This is a genomic window from Pseudomonas sp. JC1203, assembly GCF_056175065.1.
The window spans coordinates 35569-52194 of record NZ_JBWCAM010000010.1 but is presented as its reverse complement, the minus strand read 5'-3'; the positions used below and the strand labels follow the sequence as shown (position 1 = coordinate 52194).

Annotated in this window: 11 protein-coding genes, 2 tRNA genes and 1 pseudogene; 11 read left to right on the top strand and 3 right to left on the bottom strand. The window is 62.7% G+C overall.

Annotated features, from left to right (window positions below):
- Positions 1 to 403: 403 nt before the first annotated feature.
- Positions 404 to 1096: pseudogene (locus tag AC0SZ7_RS16325) on the top strand (methyl-accepting chemotaxis protein); the annotation flags it as partial.
- Positions 1097 to 1117: 21 nt separating this feature from the next.
- The gene (locus tag AC0SZ7_RS16320; protein ID WP_475505483.1) at positions 1118 to 2002 is read left to right on the top strand and encodes a methyl-accepting chemotaxis protein; all 885 of its coding nucleotides are present in this window, start codon (positions 1118 to 1120) and stop codon (positions 2000 to 2002) included.
- A 129-nt stretch (positions 2003 to 2131) separates the two neighbouring features.
- On the opposite strand, the gene AC0SZ7_RS16315 is transcribed toward AC0SZ7_RS16320, so the two are convergent.
- Positions 2132 to 2218, bottom strand: a tRNA-Leu gene (locus tag AC0SZ7_RS16315).
- Positions 2219 to 2403: 185 nt separating this feature from the next.
- Positions 2404 to 2490: transfer RNA gene (locus AC0SZ7_RS16310), tRNA-Leu, on the bottom strand.
- A gap of 226 nt (positions 2491 to 2716) precedes the next feature.
- On the opposite strand from AC0SZ7_RS16310, the gene rnr reads away from it, so the two are divergent.
- The 8 genes from rnr (at position 2717) to AC0SZ7_RS16270 (ending at position 12487) form a co-directional block, all read left to right on the top strand.
- Complete coding sequence (gene rnr, locus AC0SZ7_RS16305) at positions 2717 to 5356, top strand: ribonuclease R (protein ID WP_475505346.1); 2640 nt, start codon at positions 2717 to 2719, stop codon at positions 5354 to 5356.
- The gene (gene rlmB / locus AC0SZ7_RS16300) at positions 5353 to 6111 is read left to right on the top strand and encodes a 23S rRNA (guanosine(2251)-2'-O)-methyltransferase RlmB (protein WP_475505345.1); all 759 of its coding nucleotides are present in this window, start codon (positions 5353 to 5355) and stop codon (positions 6109 to 6111) included. Before rnr ends, rlmB begins: the two co-directional genes overlap by 4 nt.
- Positions 6112 to 6372: 261 nt before the next feature.
- On the top strand, positions 6373 to 6798 hold the full coding sequence (gene rpsF / locus AC0SZ7_RS16295; protein ID WP_027979704.1) for a 30S ribosomal protein S6: 426 nt from the start codon (positions 6373 to 6375) through the stop codon (positions 6796 to 6798).
- A 28-nt stretch (positions 6799 to 6826) separates the two neighbouring features.
- Complete coding sequence (gene rpsR / locus AC0SZ7_RS16290; RefSeq protein WP_008368574.1) at positions 6827 to 7057, top strand: 30S ribosomal protein S18; 231 nt, start codon at positions 6827 to 6829, stop codon at positions 7055 to 7057.
- A 36-nt stretch (positions 7058 to 7093) separates the two neighbouring features.
- A complete protein-coding gene (locus tag AC0SZ7_RS16285; protein WP_475505344.1) occupies positions 7094 to 7993 on the top strand; it encodes a hypothetical protein in 900 nt (299 codons plus the stop codon).
- An 18-nt stretch (positions 7994 to 8011) separates the two neighbouring features.
- Positions 8012 to 8458, top strand: a complete 447-nt coding sequence (gene rplI, locus AC0SZ7_RS16280; protein WP_008368578.1) for a 50S ribosomal protein L9 — start codon at positions 8012 to 8014, stop codon at positions 8456 to 8458.
- A 109-nt stretch (positions 8459 to 8567) separates the two neighbouring features.
- Positions 8568 to 9965: a replicative DNA helicase gene (dnaB, locus tag AC0SZ7_RS16275; protein ID WP_475505343.1), complete on the top strand. Its 1398-nt coding sequence runs from the start codon at positions 8568 to 8570 to the stop codon at positions 9963 to 9965.
- 218 nt (positions 9966 to 10183) lie between these two features.
- On the top strand, positions 10184 to 12487 hold the full coding sequence (locus tag AC0SZ7_RS16270; RefSeq protein WP_475505342.1) for a YgiQ family radical SAM protein: 2304 nt from the start codon (positions 10184 to 10186) through the stop codon (positions 12485 to 12487).
- Positions 12488 to 12574: 87 nt separating this feature from the next.
- Here the strand turns inward: AC0SZ7_RS16270 and AC0SZ7_RS16265 are convergent, their stop codons facing one another.
- Complete coding sequence (locus tag AC0SZ7_RS16265; protein WP_475505341.1) at positions 12575 to 16051, bottom strand: hypothetical protein; 3477 nt, start codon at positions 16049 to 16051, stop codon at positions 12575 to 12577.
- Positions 16052 to 16174: 123 nt separating this feature from the next.
- Between AC0SZ7_RS16265 and AC0SZ7_RS16260 the strand changes: the two genes are divergently transcribed.
- Positions 16175 to 16621 (top strand): hypothetical protein, encoded by a 447-nt coding sequence (locus tag AC0SZ7_RS16260; RefSeq protein ID WP_475505340.1) that lies wholly within the window; start codon positions 16175 to 16177, stop codon positions 16619 to 16621.
- The last annotated feature ends 5 nt before the right edge of the window (positions 16622 to 16626 follow it).

Here is a 16626-nt window from a genome sequence, read left to right as displayed (position 1 = left end):
ATTGCTGTGATGATTTCCTGTCGGTGCCATCATTTTGATAGCTACCCGAAAACAAGAGGAATCACCCGTGTCGGCCGTACTTTCTCTTTTGCGCAGTCGTTTGCTGCGGCCCGTGTTCATCACCCTGGGCGTTGCCCTTTTGGTGCAGGTGCTGGTAGCCGTTGCGCTGACCCGGAGCACCGTGGGCGCGCTGGAAACCGATTTGGGCCTGCGCCTGCAGGCCGATACCCATCAACTTACCGACCAGCTCGACCAGGCAGGCAAGGAAGTCAGCGCAGGCCTGGACGGCCTCTCGGCCAGCACCCGCCAGCGCCTGAGCGCCGGCCTGTCCTCGCGGCTTGAAGAAGAGCAGGGGCAGATCCGCACTACCCTGGAGCAGGACCTCAAGGACTCGGCTAACGCCATGGCCCAACTGCTGGCCTCGGTAGCGCCGCGGGCCATCTGGGACAATGACGTGCCCACCCTGTCGGAGTTCGCCCGCCAGGCCCAGCGCAACCCCAACGTGCTGTTCGTGATTTACGACGATGCCCAGGGCGAGCACCTGACCCGCTACCTGAACCGCGAAAACCCTATCAACCAGGCCCTTTTGGCCAAGGGCGCCGGTGAGCGGCCGCTGGACAAGGTGCTGGATGCCGCGAAGAACGACCCGTTGGTGTATTACGTGGAAGCGTCCATCAACCCCAATGGTGTGGAAATCGGCAAGGTGCGCATGGGTGTTTCCACCGCCAATGTCGAGGCCGAGTTGGGTGCGCTGGACAAGCGTTTCGCCGCCCTGATCGCCAGCGGCGACCAATTGGTGGGTGACAGCCTGCTGGGCGCCTCGGCAGACAGCTCCAAGGCGCTGAGGGCGCGCCTGGAGGCGGCGCAGGGCAGTGCCGCGGCCATGCAGGGCAACGCTGCCCATAGCGTGCAGGAAGCGGCGGCCACCCTGCGCTGGCGCATCGGCATGGCCTTGGCGCTGGTGGGCCTGGGCCTGTTGCTGCTAGTGGCGGTGGTGCTCGGCCGACGGGTGGTCAGCAAGTTGCGCCTGCTGATTGCCGCGCTCAATGACCTGGCCGCGGGGGAGGGCGACCTGACCCGTCGCGTGCAGCTCAACAGCAATGACGAAATTGGCGACATGGCGGCCGCGGTGAACCGCTTCGTCGACAAGCTGCAACCCATCGTTCGCGAAGCCGGCGACGTGGCCCAGCGTACCGGGCAGGAGATCGACGTGATGGCGCGCCGCAACGCTGGCGCCGATGCCGCCGCCCAGCTGCAAAGCGATGAAGTGGCCGCCAGCCTGCATGCCCTCTCGGCCATGGCTGACGAGGCGCAGGCTGAAAGCCGTGCCATGCAGTCGGCGCTGCAGCAGGTAGCGGAGATTCGCAGCGCCACCGATGCCAATACCCAGGCCTCGGCACAAGTGGGTGGCCTGATCGAAGCGCTGGCCGGGCAGGTGCAGAGCGGCTCCCGGGTGATCGAACGGCTGGCCGATCAGAGCCAGCAGATCGAAGTGGTGCTCAGCGTGATCCAGAGCATTGCCGAGCAAACCAACCTGCTGGCGTTGAATGCGGCCATCGAGGCGGCGCGGGCGGGCGAGACCGGCCGCGGTTTTGCCGTGGTGGCCGATGAGGTGCGGGCGCTGGCCAGCAAGACGCAAAGCTCTACCGGGGATATTCAGGCACACATTGCCGCGCTGCAGTCGGGTGCGCGTGAAGCGGTGGCGGCCATCAGCCAGGCCGGGCGCCAGGCCAGCGAAGGGTTGCTGGTGCTGCGTGACAGCGCGCGGTTGCAGCAAAGCGTGCAGGCGTCGGTGGAACAGGTGCATACCGCTATCGACCTGGCCACGCGTGCGGCAGGGCAGCAGGCCGATGGGGCGCAGGCGGTGAAGGGCAGGGTGGAGAATATTCACGCCCAGGCCCAGCGCGCGGCGAAGGTGGTGGCCGACACCACGGCCAGCAGCAAAGTGCTGGATGGCTTGGCTGCGCAGTTGCGTGCCAGCATCGGCCAATTCAAGGCCTGACACCAATCCCCCGTAGCAGCGGCCGCAGGCCGCGTCCGGGGGATTGGTTTTTTGGAGGGCAGAAACGCAAAAACCCGCTTTCGCGGGTTTTTGAGATGATTCAAAGATCGTTGATCTGTGAATCTGAATTGGTGCCCAGAAGAAGACTCGAACTTCCACGACCGTAAGGTCACCAGCACCTGAAGCTGGCGTGTCTACCAATTTCACCATCTGGGCAGCTACTTCGACGTTGTCCGTCGTTGTGGTGCGCACTATACGGAGGGTTCCAATACCTGTAAACCCCCAGGAACACTTTTTTTCAAAAATTTCTCAAAGAATCTTTTCAGACCCCAGAAACGCAAAAACCCGCTTTCGCGGGTTCTTGTGAGTGGCTCAAGATGTTGTAATCTCAAGCCAGAAATTGGTGCCCAGAAGAAGACTCGAACTTCCACGACCGTAAGGTCACCAGCACCTGAAGCTGGCGTGTCTACCAATTTCACCATCTGGGCATCATCTTCAGCGCAGTTGCGTTGTCGATGGCGCGCACTATACGGGCAGTCTTTTGATCTGTAAACCCCTGTTGTGAAAAAAGTTTAGGTTTTTTCCAGGTTTCTTCCACACGGTGCTTTTTTTACTGGAAGATGCGGCAATGCGGGGCTGTCAAACCGTGAAATTTCCCGTTTCAATACGCGTATGCCAAACTAACCCTTATATAGACAAGGTGAAATTTCTCTAATGGCCGATTGGCAGTCCCTCGATCCCGAGGCCGCTCGTGAAGCGGAAAAATACGAAAACCCTATTCCCAGCCGTGAGCTGATCCTCCAGCACCTCGACGAGCGCGGCTCACCCGCCAGCCGCGAGCAGCTGGTGGAGGAGTTCGGTCTGACCACCGAGGACCAGCTCGAGGCCCTGCGCCGCCGCCTGCGCGCCATGGAGCGCGATGCGCAACTGATCTACACCCGCCGCGGCACCTATGCCCCTGTGGATAAACTGGACCTGATCGCCGGTCGCATCAGCGGCCACCGCGACGGTTTCGGTTTCCTGATCCCCGATGACGGCTCCGACGACCTGTTCATGAGCCCGGCGCAAATGCGCCTTGTGTTCGATGGCGACCGCGCCCTGGCCCGTGTTTCCGGCCTGGACCGTCGCGGCCGTCGCGAAGGCGTCATCGTCGAAGTGGTGTCCCGTGGTCACGAGACCATCGTGGGGCGCTACTTCGAAGAAGGCGGCATCGGCTTCGTGACCCCGGACAACCCCAAGGTCAATCAGGAAGTGCTGATTACCCCGGGCCGCAACGCCGGCGCCAAGATTGGCCAGTTCGTCGAGGTGAAAATCACCCACTGGCCAACCCCGCGCTTCCAGCCCCAGGGCGATGTGATCGAAGTGGTCGGCAACTACATGGCGCCGGGCATGGAAATCGACGTCGCGCTGCGCACCTACGACATCCCGCACGTGTGGCCACAGGCCGTGCTGAAGGAAGCGGCAAAGCTGAAGCCGGAAGTCGAGGAAAAGGACAAGCAGAACCGCGTTGACCTGCGCCACCTGCCGTTCGTCACCATCGACGGCGAAGACGCCCGCGACTTCGACGACGCCGTTTATTGCGAAGCCAAGAGCAAGCTGCGCCTGTTCAACGGTGGCTGGAAGCTGTACGTGGCCATCGCCGACGTGTCCAGCTACGTCAAGCTGGGCTCGGCCCTGGACGAAGAAGCCCAGGTGCGCGGCAACTCGGTGTACTTCCCAGAGCGCGTGATCCCGATGCTGCCCGAGGAACTGTCCAACGGCCTGTGCTCGCTGAACCCGCACGTCGACCGCCTGGCCATGGTCTGCGAGATGACCATCTCCAAGACTGGCGAGATGACCGACTATCAGTTCTACGAAGCGGTTATCCACTCCCATGCGCGCCTGACCTACAACAAGGTCAGCACCATGCTCGAGCACTCGCGCACCAGCGAGGCCAAGGCCCTGCGCGGCGAGTACGGCGATGTGCTGCCGCACCTCAAGCAGCTGTACGCCATGTACAAGGTGTTGCTGGGTGCCCGCCATGCCCGTGGCGCCATCGACTTCGAGACCCAGGAAACCCGCATCGTCTTCGGTTCCGAGCGCAAGATCGCCGAAATCAAGCCGACCGTGCGCAACGACGCCCACAAGCTGATCGAAGAGTGCATGCTGGCCGCCAACGTGGCCACCGCCGAGTTCCTGCAGAAGCATGAAATTCCGGCCCTGTACCGCGTTCACGACGGTCCGCCGCCAGAGCGTCTGGAAAAGCTGCGCGCCTTCCTCGGCGAACTGGGCCTGTCGATCAACAAAGGCAAGGATGGTCCGTCGCCGAAGGACTACCGCGCGCTGCTGGAAAAAATCCAGGACCGCCCGGACTTCCACGTGATCCAGACCGTGATGCTGCGCTCCCTGAGCCAGGCGGTGTACAGCGCCGAGAACAACGGCCACTTCGGCCTGAATTACGAGGCGTACACCCACTTCACCTCGCCAATCCGTCGCTACCCGGACCTGCTCACCCACCGCGCCATCCGCAGTGTGATCCGCTCGAAGATGGACACCCCGCACGTCAAGCGTGCCGGTGCCATGACCATTCCGAAAGCGCGCATCTACCCGTACGACGAGCCGGCCCTGGAGCAGTTGGGCGAGCAGTGCTCGATGAGCGAGCGCCGTGCCGACGAGGCCACCCGCGACGTGGTGAACTGGCTCAAGTGCGAGTTCATGAAAGACCGCGTGGGCGAGACCTTCCCGGGCGTGATCACCGCCGTGACCGGCTTCGGCCTGTTCGTGGAGCTGACCGACATCTTCGTCGAAGGCTTGGTGCACGTCACCGCGCTGCCGGGCGACTATTACCACTTCGACCCTGTGCACCACCGCCTGGCGGGCGAGCGCACGGGCCGCAGCTTCCGCCTGGGCGACACGGTGGAAGTGCAGGTGATGCGCGTCGACCTCGACGAGCGCAAGATCGACTTCGGCATGTCGGAAAAAACCACCAATGCACCGGTGGGTCGCAAGAATCGCCAGGCCGAGAAGCCTGAAGCGAAGAAGGCGCCCGAGCGCAAGTCGGCTGACAAGAAGCCGGCCGCCAAATCCTACGACAAGCCCGCTTACGAAAAACCGGCCCCGGCAGCGCCGCTGTCGAAGCCGTCGAAGCGCCCGGCCAAGTCGTCGGAGTCGGCTGGCGCCTACCGTGCGTCGGATGCTGCGGCCAACAACGCCGATGTGCGCAAAAGCCGTGAAATGAAAAAAGCGCTGCTGGCCGAGGCCAAGGGCGGCGCGGGCAAGCCTGCGCGTTCGGACAAGTCCGGCGCCAGCAAGCCCACCACGCACCGCAAGGGCCCGTCGAAGACGGGTGCCCGTAAACCGAAGGCGAAACCATGAGTCAGTTGGAAAAAATCTACGGCGTGCACGCCGTGGAAGCCCTGTTGCGTCACCACCCCAAGCGGGTCAAGCAGATCTGGTTGGCGGAAAGCCGCAACGACCCGCGCGTGCAGCCGCTGATTGCCCTGGCCGCGGAAAACCGTGTGTCGGTGGGCCAGGCCGAGCGCCGCGAGATGGACGCCTGGGTTGAAGGCGTGCACCAGGGCGTGGTGGCTGAAGTCAGCCCAAGCCAGGTGTGGGGCGAGGCCATGCTCGACGAGCTGCTGGACCGTACCGAAGGCGCGCCGCTGCTGTTGGTGCTGGACGGCGTGACCGACCCGCACAACCTCGGCGCCTGCCTGCGCACCGCCGACGCCGCTGGCGTGCTGGCCGTGATCGTGCCGAAGGACAAGTCGGCCACCCTGACCCCTGCAGTGCGTAAAGTCGCCTGCGGTGCGGCCGAAGTGATCCCGCTGGTGGCCGTCACCAACCTGGCGCGCACTCTGGAAAAACTCCAGCAGCGCGGCCTGTGGGTAGTGGGCACTGCCGGCGAAGCCGAGCAGGAGTTGTACCAGCACGACATGACCGGCCCCACCATCCTGGTGATGGGCGCCGAAGGCAAGGGCATGCGCCGCCTCACCCGCGAGCATTGCGACTACCTGGTGAAACTGCCGATGCACGGCAGCGTCAGCAGCCTGAACGTGTCGGTGGCAACGGGCGTGTGCCTGTTCGAAGCCGTCCGTCAGCGCAACACGAAGGCTGCTTCGAAAAAATGATGTAACCCCATGTGGGAGCTGGCTTGCCAGCGAGCTTTTGAGGCCCTGAAAAGCTCGCTGGCAAGCCAGCTCCCACAGCTGTTCAAATATTCGCCAATTCCCTTGCTTGTCCCCACTCCCTTCTCTACAATTGCGCCCCTTGCCTCGACGGCAGGTGCGGGCAGTTCATCGCCATCACCTTTTCCGCGAGCAAGACATACAGTGTCATTCACTCCTTGTCTGACCGCCCTGGCGGCAGGCTACAACCCGTAAGGAGCATTCATGCGTCATTACGAAATCATCTTTCTGGTCCACCCTGACCAGAGCGAGCAAGTCGGCGGCATGGTTGAGCGTTACACCAAGCTGATCGAAGAAGACGGCGGCAAAATCCACCGTCTGGAAGATTGGGGCCGTCGTCAACTGGCCTACGCAATCAACAATGTTCACAAGGCTCACTACGTGATGCTGAACGTTGAGTGCACTGGCAAGGCCCTGGCCGAGCTGGAAGACAACTTCCGTTACAACGATGCCGTGATCCGTAACCTGGTCATCCGTCGCGACGAAGCCGTAACTGGTCAGTCCGAGATGCTCAAGGCCGAAGAAAACCGCAGCGAGCGCCGTGAGCGTCGTGACCGTCCTGAGCATGCTGACAGCGCCGATGGCGATGACAGCGACAACAGCGACGCCAGCGATAACGCTGACGAGTAATCCACGGACCTTTTGAGGAGCCAATTACATGGCACGTTTCTTCCGTCGTCGTAAATTCTGCCGCTTCACCGCTGAAGACGTGAAAGAGATCGATTACAAAGATCTCAACACTCTGAAAGCCTACGTATCCGAAACCGGCAAAATCGTTCCAAGCCGTATCACCGGTACCAAAGCTCGTTATCAGCGTCAGCTGGCCGTCGCTATCAAGCGCGCCCGCTTCCTGGCCCTGCTGGCCTACACCGACAGCCACGGCCGCTGAGACCGGGTCGTCGACAAGTAGCAAGGGATTGAATGCATGCGCGCCATAGCTGATTTCATCATGCGCGGACGCATGCAGGCCACCCTGGTGGTGGCCATATCGGCAGTCATGCCGCTGTTGTTCTGGTTGGGTGCTGCCGCGGGAAGCCTGGTGCTTCTGCGGCGCGGATTTCAGGATGCCAAAAGTGTCCTCGCCCTCGGCCTGCTGCCCGCTCTGGCGTGGTGGCTACTGGGAAGCGACCACGACCCCCGCGCACTTCTGGTGCTGCTGGGCTCGGCGACCCTCGCGCAGGTTCTGCGCTCGAGTGAGTCCTGGATCCGTGTGCTGCTGGTCAGCATAGCCCTGGGGTTGGTGTATGCAGTGGTGCTGGGCGCGGTTTTCCGCCCTCACATCGAAGGCATGGCGCAGGAACTGTCAAAGGTCCTGCCCATGGCCCTCGGTGATCTCTACCAGCAATTGTCGGTAGAAGAGCGAGCGCGCCTGAGCGCACTGCTGCCACCGGTCCTGACCGGCCTGATAGCGGCCATGTTGCAGATTGTCAGCGTGCTGTGCCTGATGTTGGGCCGGTACTGGCAAGCGTTGTTGTACAACCCGGGTGGGTTCGGTCGCGAATTTCGCGCCGTGCGTATCCCGCGGGGGCCGGCATTATTGCTGCTGGCGTGCATGCTGGTGGGGCCGAATTTCGGCACTCAACTGGCCATGCTCACGCCGCTGTGCAGTGTGCCGCTGCTGTTCGCAGGCCTGGCCCTGATCCACGCCCTGGTCGCTGCAAAGCGCCTGGCGCGGTTCTGGCTGGTGGGGTTGTACGTGACGCTGCTGGTGTTCATGCAGCTGATCTATCCGTTGCTCGTGGTGTTGGCCATTGTCGACAGCCTGATTGATTTTCGCGGACGTCTGGCGTCGAAAGACGCTGGCAATGCGAACGGTGAAGGTTAAAAGTTAGAGGATTTCCACATGCAACTGATCCTTCTGGAAAAAGTCGCCAACCTGGGCAACCTGGGCGACAAAGTAAACGTTAAGGCTGGTTACGGCCGTAACTACCTGCTGCCTTACGGTAAAGCTACCGCTGCGACCGCTGCCAACCTGGCTGCGTTCGAAGAGCGTCGTGCTGAGCTGGAAAAACTGGCTGCAGACAAGAAAGCTTCGGCTGAAACTCGCGCTGCCCAACTGGCTGAGCTGGAAGTGACCATCACTGCCACCGCCGGTGACGAAGGCAAGCTGTTCGGTTCGATCGGCACCCACGACATCGCTGACGCACTGACCGCCTCGGGCGTTGAAGTTGCCAAGGCTGAAGTTCGTCTGCCGAACGGCACCATCCGTAACGTTGGCGAATACGACGTTGCCGTGCACCTGCACAGCGACGTAGAAGCTACCGTACGCGTTGTTGTTGTAGCTGCTTAAGTAACACCGATCGGCTGGCACCCTCGGGTGGCAGCCGGTAACATTGGGCACGATCCTGTCTTACAGGTCGTGCCCTTTGTCTTTCTGTATCCCCTGATTTCAAGTGGCCATGAACGAGATATCCGCACCCGAGCAATACGATCTGCAAACCGCTGCCCTCAAGGTGCCGCCGCATTCCATCGAGGCCGAACAGGCTGTGCTCGGTGGCCTGATGCTGGACAACAACGCCTGGGAACGCGTGCTCGATCAAGTTTCGGATGGCGACTTCTACCGTCATGACCACCGCCTGATCTTCCGTGCCATCGCCAAGCTGGCTGACCAGAACACACCGTTCGACGTGGTCACCCTGCACGAGCAACTGGACAAGGAAGGGCAGAGCACCCAGGTCGGTGGCCTGGGTTACCTGGGCGAGCTGGCGAAGAACACGCCGTCGGTCGCCAACATCAAGGCCTATGCCCAGATCGTCCGCGAGCGCGCCACCCTGCGCCAGCTGATCAGCATCAGCACCGATATCGCCGACAGCGCTTTCAACCCCCAGGGCCGCAACGCTGCCGAGATTCTCGACGAGGCCGAACGGCAGATCTTCCAGATCGCCGAGGCGCGGCCGAAAACCGGCGGCCCGGTCAGCGTCAACGACCTGCTGACCAAGGCCATCGACCGCATCGACACGCTGTTCAACACCGACGAGGCCATTACCGGCCTGTCCACCGGCTACACCGACCTTGACGAGAAGACCAGCGGCCTGCAGCCGGCCGACCTGATCATCGTCGCCGGCCGTCCGTCGATGGGCAAGACCACCTTCGCCATGAACCTGGTGGAGAACGCGGTGCTGCGCAGCGAGAAGGTCGTGCTGGTCTACTCGCTGGAGATGCCAGGTGATTCGCTGGTGATGCGTATGCTCTCCTCGCTGGGCCGCATCGACCAGACCAAGGTGCGTTCCGGCCGCCTGGACGACGACGATTGGCCACGCCTGACGTCGGCGGTGAACCTGCTCAACGACCGCAAGCTGTTCATCGACGATACCGCCGGCATCAGCCCGTCGGAAATGCGTGCGCGTACGCGCCGCCTGGTCCGTGAGCATGGCGACATCGGCCTGATCATGATCGACTACCTGCAGCTGATGCAGATTCCGGGTTCCAGCGGCGACAACCGTACCAACGAGATTTCGGAGATTTCCCGCTCGTTGAAGGCCCTGGCGAAAGAATTCAACTGCCCGGTGGTGGCGCTGTCGCAGCTCAACCGCTCCCTGGAACAACGCCCCAACAAGCGCCCGGTGAACTCCGACTTGCGGGAATCGGGAGCCATCGAGCAGGACGCCGACGTAATCATGTTCGTGTACCGCGACGAGGTGTACCACCCCGAAACCGAGCACAAGGGCATTGCCGAGATCATCATCGGCAAGCAGCGTAACGGCCCCATCGGCTTCATCCGCCTGGCCTTCATCGGCAAATACACGCGCTTCGAGAACCTGGCGCCAGGCAGTTACAACTTCGACGACGACGAATAACCCCGGTCTTGTGGGAGCTGGCTTGCCAGCGAGCTTTTATGGCCCCAACAGCTCGCTGGCAAGCCAGCTCCCACAGGATGTAGCAGCCGCCTTCGGCAGCTGCTACGGGGGTTTTTATCGAGCGGGCTGAATTCCGACAGTGGTCGTCGGAATTGGTCAAAATTTGTGCTATATTCCGCGCCCGCGTTTTTTCAACATGTAGCCACACGGTCATCGACATGCAAGCAGCCAAGCCGTTATTCGACTATCCAAAGTACTGGGCCGAGTGTTTCGGGCCAGCGCCATTCCTGCCCATGAGCAGGGAGGAGATGGATCAGCTTGGCTGGGATTCCTGCGACATCATCATTGTCACCGGTGATGCCTATGTCGACCACCCGTCGTTCGGCATGGCCATCATCGGCCGCCTGCTGGAAGCCCAGGGCTTCCGCGTGGGCATCATTGCCCAGCCGGACTGGACGTCGAAAGACGACTTCATGAAACTGGGCGAGCCGAACCTGTTCTTCGGCGTCGCGGCCGGCAACATGGACTCCATGATCAACCGCTACACCGCGGACAAGAAAATCCGTTCGGACGACGCCTACACCCCTGGCGGCATGGCGGGCAAGCGCCCCGACCGCGCCAGCCTGGTGTACAGCCAGCGCTGCAAGGAAGCCTACAAGCACGTGCCGATCGTGCTGGGAGGCATCGAGGCCTCGCTGCGCCGCATCGCCCACTATGACTACTGGCAGGACCGCGTCCGCCATTCGATCCTGATCGACGCCTGCGCCGACATCCTGCTGTACGGCAACGCCGAACGCGCGATCGTCGAAGTGGCCCAGCGCCTGTCGTACGGCCAGAAGATCGAAGACATCACCGACATCCGTGGCACCGCCTTCGTACGCCGTGACACGCCGCAGGGCTGGTACGAGGTGGACTCCACCCGTATCGACCGTCCGGGCAAGATCGACAAGATCATCAACCCGTACGTGAATACCCAGGACACCCAGGCCTGCGCCATCGAGCAGGAAAAGGGCGAGGTCGAAGACCCGAACGAAGCCAAGGTCGTGCAGATCCTGGCCAGCCCGCGCATGACCCGCGACAAGACCGTCATCCGCCTGCCGTCGTACGAGAAAGTGCGCGGCGACGCCGTGCTCTACGCCCACGCCAACCGCGTGCTGCACCTGGAAACCAACCCGGGCAACGCCCGCGCGCTGGTGCAGAAGCATGGCGAAGTGGACGTGTGGTTCAACCCACCGCCCATTCCCATGACCACCGAGGAAATGGACTACGTGTTCGGCATGCCGTACGCACGTATTCCGCACCCGGCGTACGGCAAGGAGAAAATCCCGGCCTACGACATGATTCGCTTCTCGGTGAACATCATGCGTGGCTGCTTCGGTGGCTGCACCTTCTGCTCCATCACCGAGCACGAAGGCCGCATCATCCAGAACCGCTCGGAAGAGTCGATCATTCGTGAAATCGAAGAGATCCGCGACAAGGTGCCCGGCTTCACCGGCGTCATCTCCGACCTGGGTGGCCCTACCGCGAACATGTACCGCATCGCCTGCAAGACGCCGGAGATCGAATCCGCGTGCCGCAAGCCGTCGTGCGTGTTCCCGGGCATCTGCCCGAACCTGAACACCGACCACTCCTCGCTGATCCAGCTGTACCGCAGCGCCCGTGCCTTGCCGGGGGTGAAGAAGATCCTCATCGCCTCGGGCCTGCGCTACGACCTGGCGGTGGAATCGCCGGAGTACGTGAAAGAGCTGGTGACCCACCACGTGGGCGGCTACCTGAAGATTGCGCCGGAGCACACCGAAGAAGGCCCGCTGAACCAGATGATGAAGCCGGGTATCGGCTCGTACGACAAGTTCAAGCGCATGTTCGAGAAGTACTCCAAGGAAGCCGGGAAAGAGCAGTACCTGATTCCGTACTTCATCGCCGCGCACCCGGGTACCACCGACGAAGACATGATGAACCTGGCCCTGTGGCTGAAAGGCAACGGTTTCCGCGCCGACCAGGTGCAGGCGTTCTACCCCTCGCCAATGGCGTCGGCGACCGCCATGTACCACTCGGGCAAGAACCCGCTGCGCAAGGTCACCTACAAGAGCGACCCGGTCACCATCGTCAAGAGCGAAGAGCAGCGCCGCTTGCACAAGGCCTTCCTGCGCTACCACGATCCGAAGGGTTGGCCGATGCTGCGTGAAGCGCTGGAACGCATGGGCCGCGCCGACTTGATCGGCCCGGGCAAGCACCAGCTGATCCCGCTGCACCAGCCGGCCACCGATACCTACCAGAGTGCCCGTCGCAAGAACTCGACCCCGGCCGGTAGCCACAAGGTGGCCAAGGAAACCCGCATCCTTACCCAGCACACCGGCCTGCCGCCGCGTGGCAGCGACGGCTCCAAGCCGTGGGACAAGCGCGAACAGGCCAAGGCCGCCGCCGAAGCCCGCGCCAAGGAAGCCGCCAAGGCCCGCCACGACGCAGCCAAGGGCGGCAAGGGCAAGAAAAAGCCTTCGCGCCAGCCCGTCCTGCCGCGCTGATGTGAAGCAGGGTGTAGCCGAGGCGCCTCGGTTACACCCGTAGCAGCGGCCGCCAGGCCGCGTCATTCGCGCCGCCTCCTTGCCTGATCAATTCCGGCGGCCGGCCGGCAAGCCCTCATGCAGCACAAATTTGCCTGGCCCCAGCTCCCTGCCAAAGGCTGTCAGCCCTACCGTGCATGACTGGCAGGTAGGCAGCACGGTATATACCTCCATTGTGTCCACCAGTTCGGCGGTGATGCCATCATCCTTGATGCGTACCATTATCCCGCGCTCGGTGTCGAGCAAGCGTGGGTTGCCTGGAGGGCTGATGCTCAGGGGCGCCAGGTCGGGCAGGAAGAGCATGTTGCCGCTGCCTTGCCCCCGAATAGGTTGGCTGTTGATGTAACGGATACCGTCCGGCGCCTGCGCGATGTCAGCTTCGACTTTCCAGCCCGCCTTGCGCAGCTCTTGGGCGCCTTTGCTTGCGGGGTGTGTGACCAGTTCGCTCAGTGGCAGGTAGCTTGCGGGGTTACGGTAGCCCGATAGCCCAAAATAGACGGCCGGCGGCCGGGTTTTGTCCTTGAAGGTCAAATGGGCGTAGGCCAGATTCCTGGGCGCGAGGGTGCTTGCCTTGAGCAAGGCGTGATCCAGGAGATTGTCGGCATCGAAGGTATTGCTGCATAACAGCCTGTTCAGCGTGTCGGCGATTCGCTGCCTGGCTTCCACCGGTGTGTTCTGGTCGAGCGGCCGCCATGGCAGGCCGGCGTTACGCGCTTTGATCACCACCTGGTTCTGGGTGTATTTGCAGAACAGCACCGCTTCCTCCTTCGTCGTTCCAAGGTCGAACGGGCCGCCAAGGAGGCGGCTGACGTCATGGTGCTTGCCGGCGGCGATTTCCTCGTTGATCAACTTCAGGTCCGCGACCAGCGTCTGCTTCGGCACCTTGTGCAAGTAGGCGTTGGCATCCCAGCTGCCGAGGTAGATCAGGGCCAGGTATTCGTCTTCGCTGGGAATGCGCGGTGGCAGGTCCCTGAGGTTTACCCGCATGCGTTGCAGTGTGAGCGTTGCCTTGCCTGGCGCGTAGTCGCTGCGGTAATAGGCATTGTCATCCAGCCGGGTCACCAGCACCGTTGCTTCGCTGTTCCTGCGCCGCGCAACGACGGCTCCCAGGGTGCGTGAGTCATCGAAGCCTGGGTAGATCCCGCCGTCGACACGAATCTGTTTGAACAGGTCGTTGCCGCCCAGCACGTTTGCCTCGACAGTCTGCCTGTACTGTTTGGCCGGAGAAGAGCTGTTGGTGGCTGTCACCAGCTTGCCGTTGCTGAGTTTCCAGGCGCGCTGGTTGTGAAAAAGCTGATCGGTGGCGGGGTCCAGGGTGATCGTCAGGTCGGTGAACCAGGGCACTACCTGTCGGCCGGCTTCATGGCTAGCAGGGGCTTTGCCGGAAAATTGCTCGGTCACGGCGCGCCTGGGGTTACACCCCTGGATAACCAGCCCGCGGCGGGTCCGGCAAGTGGGCAAGTGCAAGGTTGCCAGCCGGTCATGGCGGGGCGCTTGGGGATCGCGGCGCAGCACCACACGGCCATCAGGCAGGGTCAGCTTGCGATAGTAGGCGTCGTCGACTTGCAGGTAGACGTCATCGCCCTGGTATATCCAGCGTTTGCTCAGGTCCGGTGTGTCATCGGCGAAGTGCCAGCCACCAGTGACGGCTTGCCCGTGGATGTCGGCATCGCCTTGCCATTTCAGGTCCCCGGCGTCATTGCGGCGTGGCAATTTCGGGCCGAACGCCCGGCGGCCCGCTGGCTCGAGCAGGAAATGCGCAGCAAGGTGGTCGGGCGCTCGGCGCTTGCTGGTCACCAGCACGTGGCGGTCATGGCCGATATTGCGCAATTGCTCGCCCGGGGCCCGGCCAGCGCGGCCCTCGCGGTGCCAGACGCTGGCGCTGGCGGCATCCAGGGTCAGCAAGCCGCGCTCAAACACTTGAGTCTTGCCCAGGCTGGCCCGTCCGCGCTTGACCAGCAATCGCAGCCCCTCCACCCCCGCGCCGGTCAAATATCTGGCCAGGCGCGCGGCATCCGGCAGCAGCGTAACCTGTTCCAACGCGCTACTGCCCACGATCCTGGCTGCAGCGGCGAGCCGCTGCAGGCCGGTCCGGGCGCCGGTCCGGGCGACAGCGCTGCCCACTTTCGTCAGCCGAGCTACCCGTGCCGCCGGGACCAGCACGGTGAACGCATCAAAGAGCACGCCCAGCGCGGCCAGGAGAATGTTGACCGCGGATTTGCCCTGGATGGCCTTGTCCAGCTCTTCGCTGGAACCCCAGAATGGAATGATTGCCTTTAGCTGGGCGAGCAGTGGGTCGGGCCGCTCCAGCACGGTCTGCCCCTTGGCCTGGGCGTGCAGGACCTTGTCGGGCTGGTAAAGGAAATCGTGGGCTACCCAGTAGGCCAGGTGCTGGATACGCAGCGGCGGCGCAACGGACTCCATCGCTTTGGACATGTCGATTGGCTGCAGTACCAACTCCATGTGCACACCTGCGCGGGGCAGGCTACCCGAGTAGAACGCGGTAAAATCCAGGGGCAGCTGCTGCGCCCTCCGATACTTCATGGCGTGTTCGGGGATGCGCTGGCGGTTCACCTCGGGGTAATTGCCAATGTCATTGCGGTAGCTGGGGTCGTAGCTGTCGACAATCAGCCCATCGGGGGTGAAGGCGAACCCTGGCAACCTGGCAATATGCTGGACCGCCGGGATGATCTGGTAGTGCCAGACGTGTGTCTTCCAGGTGACCTGCGCTATGAATCCCTCCCGCCCAATGACGGCGTCGCTGGGCTGGGTATAGCTGTAGCGTTCCCAGCGGCCATGGGGCAGGTGGCCCACCGAAAACAAACGAACGGTGCCTTGCTCGAACGCCACGCGGTCGGCTGATGGCAACTGCGCAATCAGCATGCGCACAAGTAGGGCGTAGCCACCCTTGAAGCGCTTGATCCACACCCCATGGGCTGTGTCGAACAAGGCCAGCACATCGGGGCTGCGCCCGTAGTCTCCAGGCAGCCATGGCTGTTGAAGGTGGCCGCCATGATCAATCACCAGGGCTGGCGTCCAGGCGGGGTCCCGGCCCAGATAGCCCATGGCCGCCAGCTCCCTGGCTGCCACCCGGCGACCTTTGCCGTTGTACTGGAAGTCGGTGTAGGGAGGCACCCGGATGGCTTCCAGTTCGGCGTCGGCCATTTCCAGGCGCTGGGGCATCGGCGCCGCCAGCGCTGCCAAGGCATCGACCAGGCTGTCTTCTTCCTGATTGAAAGCCCTGATCGCCGCCTGGAGCTGTTCCTGGCTCAGGCTGTCGGCGCTCGGGACCGAGCCCTTCGCCACAACCCATGACAGCAAGGGGAGCAGCAGGGTACCGGCCAGCAAGGTACTGCTGGCTTCGCCCATGGCCTTGGCGACCTGGTCCGGGTAGTCCAGCAACTGTGCAAAGGTCATGCGCTGGGCGTCGCCAGGCCTGATCAGCTCGGCCAAACCGACGGCTTGCTTGAATTTCACCCAGTAAACGCTGTTGCGATACCCCAGTTCCGGCGGCACGTCCAGCACGCTGAAGTCTGCTGGCAGGTAGCGCCTGAGCAGGAATGCCCCCAGCGCCGCACTTTGCTCATGGGCGACTGCCCCTGACCGCAGCAGGTGGGTTTCCAGCGCCTGATGGAGGCTGGCGTAGCTGTGCCCAACCCACTTGGGCTCATCAAGGTCGAAGCCGGCGAGATGTTGCCGCAGGTGTTTGCACAGCACCAGGGCAATCAGCTTGGCCCGCGCCAGGGGGCTGTCTTGCTCACCGGGGAGGGCGCCATACCAGTTCAGCGCCTTGAGCGTGGCACGGCCAAGGTCCTGGGCGGGGGCTATCGCCAGTATCCGTGCCAGCACGGTCATGGGGAACTGGCGCACCTCTTCAGTGGAGGGCATTGTCGTCAGGGCCCCCAGCCACTCATCGAGCAAACCGGTGCTACGCCCCAGTACCTGTGCCCTGATGACCTCTTTCACGGTGTCGTGATCCACCGTGTCCAGGTAGCGATGCGGGGCCACGGAGTCGCGGAAAGCCTTGCGCAGCAGGATCTCCTGGGCGAGCTGCACGGCGCGCAGTTGTTCATCGCCGTTGGGTTGGCCAGCTAGATCGA

Excerpts from the sequence above, each read along its gene's own strand:
- AC0SZ7_RS16320 (WP_475505483.1), top strand. The coding sequence starts at position 1,118 with ATGGCGGCCGCGGTGAACCGCTTCGTCGACAAGCTGCAACCCATCGTT.
- rnr (WP_475505346.1), top strand. The coding sequence starts at position 2,717 with ATGGCCGATTGGCAGTCCCTCGATCCCGAGGCCGCTCGTGAAGCGGAA.
- rlmB (WP_475505345.1), top strand. The coding sequence starts at position 5,353 with ATGAGTCAGTTGGAAAAAATCTACGGCGTGCACGCCGTGGAAGCCCTG.
- rpsF (WP_027979704.1), top strand. The coding sequence starts at position 6,373 with ATGCGTCATTACGAAATCATCTTTCTGGTCCACCCTGACCAGAGCGAG.
- rpsR (WP_008368574.1), top strand. The coding sequence starts at position 6,827 with ATGGCACGTTTCTTCCGTCGTCGTAAATTCTGCCGCTTCACCGCTGAA.
- AC0SZ7_RS16285 (WP_475505344.1), top strand. The coding sequence starts at position 7,094 with ATGCGCGCCATAGCTGATTTCATCATGCGCGGACGCATGCAGGCCACC.
- rplI (WP_008368578.1), top strand. The coding sequence starts at position 8,012 with ATGCAACTGATCCTTCTGGAAAAAGTCGCCAACCTGGGCAACCTGGGC.
- dnaB (WP_475505343.1), top strand. The coding sequence starts at position 8,568 with ATGAACGAGATATCCGCACCCGAGCAATACGATCTGCAAACCGCTGCC.
- AC0SZ7_RS16270 (WP_475505342.1), top strand. The coding sequence starts at position 10,184 with ATGCAAGCAGCCAAGCCGTTATTCGACTATCCAAAGTACTGGGCCGAG.